The 6,704-nt window shown below is 71.2% G+C and carries 7 protein-coding genes and 1 pseudogene; 5 read left to right on the forward strand and 3 right to left on the reverse strand.

The window, feature by feature from the left end; translation table 11 throughout:
- Window positions 1–39: 39 nt before the first annotated feature.
- Window positions 40–903, forward strand: coding sequence for a rhomboid family intramembrane serine protease (locus AB0J39_RS23310; RefSeq protein WP_363468163.1), 864 nt, complete (start codon window positions 40–42; stop codon window positions 901–903).
- Here the strand turns inward: AB0J39_RS23310 and AB0J39_RS23315 are convergent.
- A complete protein-coding gene (locus AB0J39_RS23315; protein ID WP_363468165.1) occupies window positions 896–1,609 on the reverse strand; it encodes a TetR/AcrR family transcriptional regulator in 714 nt (237 codons plus the stop codon). The two genes, AB0J39_RS23310 and AB0J39_RS23315, sit on opposite strands and share 8 nt — an antisense overlap.
- 113 nt (window positions 1,610–1,722) lie before the next feature.
- Between AB0J39_RS23315 and AB0J39_RS23320 the strand changes: the two genes are divergently transcribed.
- Window positions 1,723–2,457 (forward strand): SDR family oxidoreductase, encoded by a 735-nt coding sequence (locus AB0J39_RS23320; RefSeq protein ID WP_363468167.1) that lies wholly within the window; start codon window positions 1,723–1,725, stop codon window positions 2,455–2,457.
- 119 nt (window positions 2,458–2,576) lie between these two features.
- Complete coding sequence (locus AB0J39_RS23325; RefSeq protein WP_363468168.1) at window positions 2,577–2,783, forward strand: 4-oxalocrotonate tautomerase family protein; 207 nt, start codon at window positions 2,577–2,579, stop codon at window positions 2,781–2,783.
- Window positions 2,784–2,925: 142 nt separating this feature from the next.
- Here AB0J39_RS23325 and AB0J39_RS23330 read toward each other — a convergent pair whose 3' ends face one another.
- Window positions 2,926–3,171, reverse strand: coding sequence for a cell division protein CrgA (locus AB0J39_RS23330; protein WP_169983986.1), 246 nt, complete (start codon window positions 3,169–3,171; stop codon window positions 2,926–2,928).
- Between the two features lie 195 nt (window positions 3,172–3,366).
- On the opposite strand from AB0J39_RS23330, the gene AB0J39_RS23335 reads away from it, so the two are divergent.
- Window positions 3,367–3,945 carry a gamma-glutamyl-gamma-aminobutyrate hydrolase family protein gene (locus AB0J39_RS23335; protein WP_346228720.1) on the forward strand — a complete coding sequence of 193 codons (579 nt, stop codon included), beginning with the start codon at window positions 3,367–3,369 and terminating at the stop codon, window positions 3,943–3,945.
- Window positions 3,946–4,131: 186 nt separating this feature from the next.
- Here AB0J39_RS23335 and pknB read toward each other — a convergent pair whose 3' ends face one another.
- Entirely contained in the window at window positions 4,132–6,066 is a 1,935-nt protein-coding gene (gene pknB, locus AB0J39_RS23340) for a Stk1 family PASTA domain-containing Ser/Thr kinase (RefSeq protein WP_363468171.1), read from the reverse strand.
- A gap of 353 nt (window positions 6,067–6,419) precedes the next feature.
- On the opposite strand from pknB, the pseudogene AB0J39_RS23345 reads away from it, so the two are divergent.
- Window positions 6,420–6,704: pseudogene (locus AB0J39_RS23345) on the forward strand (hypothetical protein); the annotation flags it as partial.

Genomic DNA, 6,704 nt, shown 5'->3' on the forward strand with positions numbered 1-6,704 from the left:
GATGCGCTCCCGCACAGGGACACGCCAGGAAAGGACCCCATGACCTCCCAGCCTCCGCCGCCCCCGCAGCCGGGGGCGCAAGCCGTACCCACCTGCTACCGGCACCCCGACCGCGAGACCTACGTCCGCTGCCAGCGCTGTGAGCGCCCGATCTGCCCCGACTGCATGCGGGACGCGGCGGTCGGTCACCAGTGTCCCGAGTGCGTCCGCGAGGGCAACCGGGAGGTGCGGCAGGCCCGTTCCACGTTCGGCGGCGCCGCCGTCGCCGCGCCCCGCGTCACCTGGACGCTGCTGGTCCTCAACGTGCTCGCGTACGCGGCCGAGGTCCTGCGTCCGGACGAGGTCGTCCAGCGGTTCGCGATGTGGTCGCTCGGCGTCCACCTGGGCGAGTGGTGGCGGTTGATCACCAGCGCCTTCCTACACGCCCCGCCGCCGTCCTTCTGGCACATCCTGTTCAACATGTGGGCGCTCTACGCCCTCGGCCCTGAGTTGGAACGCAGGCTCGGCTCGGGCCGGTTCGCCGCGCTCTACCTGTTGTCGGCGCTGGGCGGCTCGGTCGCCATCTACCTGTTCGGCACGTCGGCCGTCGGCGCGTCCGGCGCCATCTACGGCCTGTTCGGCGCGTTGTTCGTCGTGGCCCGCAGGCTCGGGTACGACGCGCGCGGCGTTCTCTGGCTGATCGGCATCAACGTGGTGCTGACGTTCGTCGTGCCCGGCATCAGCTGGCAGGGCCACCTGGGCGGGCTCGTGGCCGGCGCGATCGTCGCGGCCGGCTTCGCCTACGCGCCGCGCCGCAACCGCGCCCTCGTGCAGTTCGGCGTCGCCGCGGCCGTGCTGGTGGCGCTGGTCCTGCTCGTCACCATGCTCCCGCCGTACGGCCTGCTGCAGGGCGCCCTCACCTGACGGTCCCCGGGGCGCCCTGCGTGATGCGGTCGAGCCAGCGCAGCAGCAGGGCGGTCTCGACCGGCTCCAGTGCCCCGGTGCCGGCGAGGCCGAGTTGCGCGCGCAGGCGCAGCGCGGCCTCGCGCAGGGGGTCGCCGTCGTCCCGCGTGGTCGTCTCGCTGAGCACGTGCGCGAACACGGCGTCGCGCATGCGGTGCGACACCACGGGGTCGTCGAAGCGCTCCGGGCTGGCGATGTGATCGAGGGCGGTGCCGACGCTCGCGGACAGGATCAGCCGGGCGGCGACGGGCGGCTCGACCTTCAACGCGCCGATCGCCGCGCACCGTACGAGCGTGGCCTCCAGGAGGTCGGACACACGGTCGCGAGCCGTGGAGTGGGACCACGGCCTCGGGGTGAACATGAGCTGGTAGAGGGCGGGGTTCTCGCGCGCGAACGCCATGTGGCCGTCCCAGCCGGCCCGCAGGTCGGTCACCGGATCGGCCGTCTGCTCCTGGGCGGCCTTGAGTGCGGCGTAGCGCTCGTATCCGTGGTCGGCCACGGCGTCGAGGAGCCCCCGCTTGTCGCCGAACAGCCGATAGAGCACGGGCTGGGTCACGCCGACGGCCTCACAGACCGCCCGCGTGGCGATGTCGTTGTCGGACGACGACGCCAGTTGCTTCTCGGCGGCCTCGATCATCGCCGCGCGTAGGGACTCCGCACCTGCCATGTAACCAATGATACGGACTCCCGCTAGCGCTGATACGGGGATCGTGCTAATGTCTCTCTCGTAACGCCGATACGATAGGTGCGTATCGGCGATAAAGATAAGGGGGTTCTCCAATGAGTGATCAGCGCGTGGCCGTCGTCACCGGCGGCTCCCGCGGGATCGGCCGGGCCGTCGCGACGACGCTCGCCGCACGCGGTCTCGCGGTCGTCGTGGGATACCAGGGGTCGTCCTCGGCGGCGGGCGAGGTGGTCGACGCCATCACGTCGGCCGGCGGCCGGGCGATCGCGGCGCAGGCCGACGTCGCCGACGAGAACGCGGTCGCGGCGATGTTCGACGCGGCGGACAAGGCTTTCGGTGGGGTCGACGTCGTCGTCAACTCGGCGGGACGCCTGTCGCTGTCCCCGATCGCGGACCTCGACCTCGACGACCTGGACGCGCTGCACCGGACCAACATCCGTGGCACCTTCGTGGTCGCGCGGGAGGCCGCGCGCCGCGTGCGCGACGGGGGCGCGATCATCACGATGTCGACGTCCGTCGTGGGCCTGCAACTGCCCAACTACGGCGCGTACGTCGCCAGCAAGGGCGCCGTCGAGGCGATGACGCTCGTGCTCGCCCGCGAGCTGCGGGGTCGCGAAATCACCGTCAACGCGGTCGCGCCCGGGCCGACCGCCACCGAGCTGTTCTTCAACGGGAAGGACGAGGCCACGATCGAACGGCTGGCCAAGCAGCCCCCGCTGGAGCGGCTCGGCACGCCGGAGGACATCGCGGAGGTCGTCGCCTTCCTGACGAGCCCCGCGGGGCACTGGGTCAACGGGCAGGTCGTGCGCGCCAACGGCGGCATCGTCTGACGCCGTCGGGCCGCCTCACAGCAGCCCGCGAAAGCCTGTCCCCGCATCGACGTCCGCGTCCGAGGACGCCCTGTCCTCGGACGCTTCACCGTGAACCGACATCACCGGAGCTGACGACCATGCCATTCGCCAACCTCAAGGTGCCCGCCGGCACCCTGACCACCGAGTCCAAGAAGAAGCTCATCGACGCCGTCACCGACGCGTACGCCGCCGTGTACGGCGAGCGGGCCCGGGCCACCACGTTGGTCCTCGTCGAGGAGGTCGCCGACGGCGGCTGGGGCCTCGGCGGCGACGTCCTCACCGCCGAGATGCTCGGCCGTAGCTGAGCCTCTCCGCGGCCACGCCGAACGCTCCGCTCGCCGATCCGGCCCGGACCGTCGCGTCAGGTCCGGACGGCCCGAGCCCGTTCGGTCACGAGTTGCCCACAGGCTGTGGATAAAAACTGTGGAAAGTTTTTGGGCTGGCGCTCTAGCGCCACTTTGTCGACAGCACGACGCCGACGATGATGAGCCCGAACCCGATCAGCAGGTTCCAGTTCTGCAGGCTGGAGATCCCCGGAACGTTCGGCGCGATGTAGTAGACCGCGATCCAGGCGATACCGATGATCCAGGTGGCCACCATGACGGGGGCGAGCCAACGCGGGCTGACCTTCACCGTCTGCGCCTTCTGCGGCGGGGTGTAGACGGCCTTCTTGCGAGTCTTCGACTTGGGCACGGGAGTGTCTCCTGGTGGGTACCCGCGCGGTCGTGCGGGCTGGTGTCAATAGCGTAATCGCTGTGGCGGTGAGGTCCCGAGCAAGGATAGTCGGCTCGGGCCCCGCCGGGCGATCCCCCACGAGGGATTGCCGTACGCTGAAAGTCCGATTTCCGCCCTGCACGCCCAGCCACGCCGGTCAAGCGGGAGACACCTATGAGCCCGACCCGGGTGCTCGTGGTCGACAATCACGACAGCTTCGTGCACACGATCGTGCAGTATCTGCGCGGCCTGGGCGCCGACTGCGACGTACGGCCGCGTGACCACGTCGTCGTGGACGACGCCGACGGCTTCGACGCCGTGCTCGTGTCTCCCGGGCCCGGCACGCCGGAGGCGGCGGGGGTGTCGGTGCCCCTCGTACGGCACTGCGCCGAGCGCGGCCTGCCGCTGCTCGGAGTCTGCCTCGGCCACCAGGCCATCGCCGTGGCGTACGGGGCCGTGGTGGAGCGCGCACCGGAGCTCATGCACGGCCGCACCAGCCTGATCTCCCACGACGGGCGGGGCGTGTTCCGGGAGCTTCCGTCGCCGGTCACGATGACGCGCTACCACTCGCTCGCCGTGGTCCCGGGCACGGTTCCGGACCCGCTGGAGGTGACGGCGACGACCCCCGACGGCGTCATCATGGGCCTGCGCCACCGCGCGGCGCCCGTCGAGGGCGTGCAGTTCCACCCCGAGTCGGTCGTGTCGGAGCACGGCCACCGGCTGCTCGGAAATTGGCTCGCGCAGATCGTGTAACGCTTTCCGCTCCTGTTACGACTACATGAATGAGGGCTTCCGCCATTGCCCCCGAGTGGCGGAAGCCCTTCCTCATGTCCAGGCATGTGCAGGCCGAACGCCGCACGCCGCACGCACTCCCCGGCGGGCGCCCGGAAACGCCGACGGCGGCCACCGCCTCGCGATGACCGCCGTCCGCTCATGCCGTCAGTTGCCGAACGGGTTGTCCCCGCCCTCTCCCGGGGGTCCGACCTGGACGCTGTCGCCGCCCCCACCGTCCCCGGTGCCGTCGCCGCCGTCTCCCGTGCCGTCCCCGGTGCCGTCGCCGGTGCCGTCTCCCGTGCCGTCCGTCGGCGTGTCGCCGGTCGGCTGCTGGGTCGGCGGCTGCTCCTGCGAGGGGCCGCTGGAGACCGTGAGCGTGATCGTGGTGCCGGGGTTGAGCTTGGCCCCGGGCTGCGGCGCCTGGTCGATGACGTTGCCCTCCGGCACCGTGTCGCTCGGCTGCGGCGAGGTCTTGACCTTGAAGCCGGCGCCTTCCAGCGTCTGCTTCGCGTCGTCGACCGTCAGCCCGACCACGCTCGGGACCTCGGTCATCTCCTTGGGCACGTACAGCGTGACCAGGGCGCCCTTCTCGACCTTCTCACCCGGCTTGGGCTTGGTGTCGAACACCTTGCCCTGCGGCTTGGTCGAGGCCTTCGGCACGATGCTGACCTTGAGCTCCAGCGCCTCCAGCTCGGCCCTCGCCTCCTCCGGCGACTTGCCGAGCACGGTCTCGGGGATGGCGACCTTCTCCTGGCCCTTGGAGACGACGACGGTGACCGTCGACCCCGGGTCGGCCTGCTCGCCCCCGGCGGGATCGGTGCTCACGACGGCGCCCTTGGGCACGTCGCCGTTGAACTCCTCCGGCCCGAATGCGACCTTGAACCCGGCCGCCTTCAACGCCTGCTCGGCCGCGGCCTTGTTCTGGTTGGTCACCGACGGCACCTCGACCTTGTCGGCCGTGGAGGAGCCGCCGGATCCGAGGAACGCGTAGCCGACACCGACCATCGCGCCGATGACCAACAGCGGGATGAGGATCCACAGGGCCGTCTTCAGCGCGTTGTTGCCGCCGCCGTTGCTGCGCCGCCGCCCGTCGTACCTGCCGCCGCCACGCTCCTCCTGGGCGTACTCGTAGTCGGGGATGGCGCGGGTGTTCTGGGTCATGGCGGCGCCGCCGGCCGTGGCCATCGTCCGCGTGCGGTCCGCCCCGCCGTACCCGTTGTACTGCTGGGTGGCCATCGCCATCGTCTGCGGGTCGACCGGCATGCCGGACAGCGCCCGCTGGATGTCTCCGCGCATCTCGGCGGCGCTCTGGTAGCGCTGGACCGGGTCCTTGGCCATCGCCTTGAGCACGATCGCGTCGGCCCACTGCGGAATCTCCGGGTCGATCCGCGACGGCGGGATGGGGTCCTCCCGCACGTGCTGGTAGGCGATCGCCACGGGGGAGTCGCCGGTGAAGGGCGGCTGGCCGGTGAGCAGCTCGTACAGCACGCAGCCGGTCGAGTAGATGTCGCTGCGCGCGTCGACGCGCTCGCCGCGGGCCTGCTCGGGGGACAGGTACTGCGCGGTGCCGATCACCTGGGCCGTCTGGGTCATCGTGGCGGCGGAGTCGGCCATCGCCCGGGCGATGCCGAAGTCCATGACCTTGACCTCGCCGTTGACCGTCAACATGATGTTGGCCGGTTTGATGTCCCGGTGGACGATGCCGCCCCGGTGGCTGTAGTCCAGCGCCCGCAGGATGCCGTCCACCAGCTCCATGGCCCGCTCGGGCAGCAGCCGCCGGTCGGCGCGCAGCAGGTCGCGCAGCGTCCGCCCGTCGACGAACTCCATCACGATGTACGGCACGGGGGTGGCTTCCATCATGTCCTCGCCGGTGTCGTACACGGCGATGATCGACGGATGGTTGAGCGAGGCGGCGGACTGCGCCTCACGCCGGAAGCGCGCCTGGAAGGTGTGGTCCCTGGCGAGGTCGGAGCGGAGCGTCTTGATGGCGACGACACGGTCCAGGCGGATGTCCCGGGCGCGATACACCTCGGCCATGCCGCCACGCCCCACGACGCCATCCAGCTCGTAGCGTCCGCCGAGAAGTCGTGGCTGAGTCATTTCCTGCACTGTCCCTTGCCGTTCATCTTGGGGTGCCACCGGTCTCCATCATCGACCCCTCTCCTCATCACTCCCCCTCATCCGGAGGGTTCGTGTCGTCGGGTGGGGCTTCCGTCGGGAGCGAAGTCTCATCGGTTTCCGGGGCCGAGGTGGACGTGGGAGTCGGGGTCGAGGTCGGGGACGAAGCCGGTGTGGGCGACTGGGTTGTCGATGGTGCCGACCTGCTTACGGTAGCCGACGGAACGGCGCTCGGCTTGGTCGACGTCGCCACAGCAGACGGCCGATGCGTCCGCGGAACCTCTGACCTGTGCGTACGTGCCGACGACGGCGATGGCGACGGCGAGGAGGACGGTGTGACGGGCGCGGCCGTCTCTCCCGGGTCCGGCGGCGCTTCGCCGGTCCGGGCGACCGTGAAGGCCAGGACCCCGATGCCGACCGCGGCGGCGCAGCCGGCCGTCGCGAGGAGCAGGGTCGCCGGACGGCGGCGCCGCCCGGCGACGGGCCCGTCCGGACCGCCCGGGCGCCGCGTACGGGCGCCGGGGACGCCCGCGGGAGCCGTGCGCGGGGCGGCCGGGACCGGCCCCAGCGGCGCGGTGGCGCCGGGACGCGGGGTCTCCTGGCCCGGTTGCCGCCTCAGC

This window comes from Microbispora sp. NPDC049633 (genome assembly GCF_040675265.1).
Classification (GTDB): Bacteria; Actinomycetota; Actinomycetes; order Streptosporangiales; family Streptosporangiaceae; genus Microbispora; species Microbispora maris.

Coding starts and splice junctions, on each gene's coding strand:
- AB0J39_RS23315 (WP_363468165.1), bottom strand. CDS start 1,609: ATGGCAGGTGCGGAGTCCCTACGCGCGGCGATGATCGAGGCCGCCGAG.
- AB0J39_RS23310 (WP_363468163.1), top strand. CDS start 40: ATGACCTCCCAGCCTCCGCCGCCCCCGCAGCCGGGGGCGCAAGCCGTA.
- AB0J39_RS23325 (WP_363468168.1), top strand. CDS start 2,577: ATGCCATTCGCCAACCTCAAGGTGCCCGCCGGCACCCTGACCACCGAG.
- pknB (WP_363468171.1), bottom strand. CDS start 6,066: ATGACTCAGCCACGACTTCTCGGCGGACGCTACGAGCTGGATGGCGTC.
- AB0J39_RS23320 (WP_363468167.1), top strand. CDS start 1,723: ATGAGTGATCAGCGCGTGGCCGTCGTCACCGGCGGCTCCCGCGGGATC.
- AB0J39_RS23335 (WP_346228720.1), top strand. CDS start 3,367: ATGAGCCCGACCCGGGTGCTCGTGGTCGACAATCACGACAGCTTCGTG.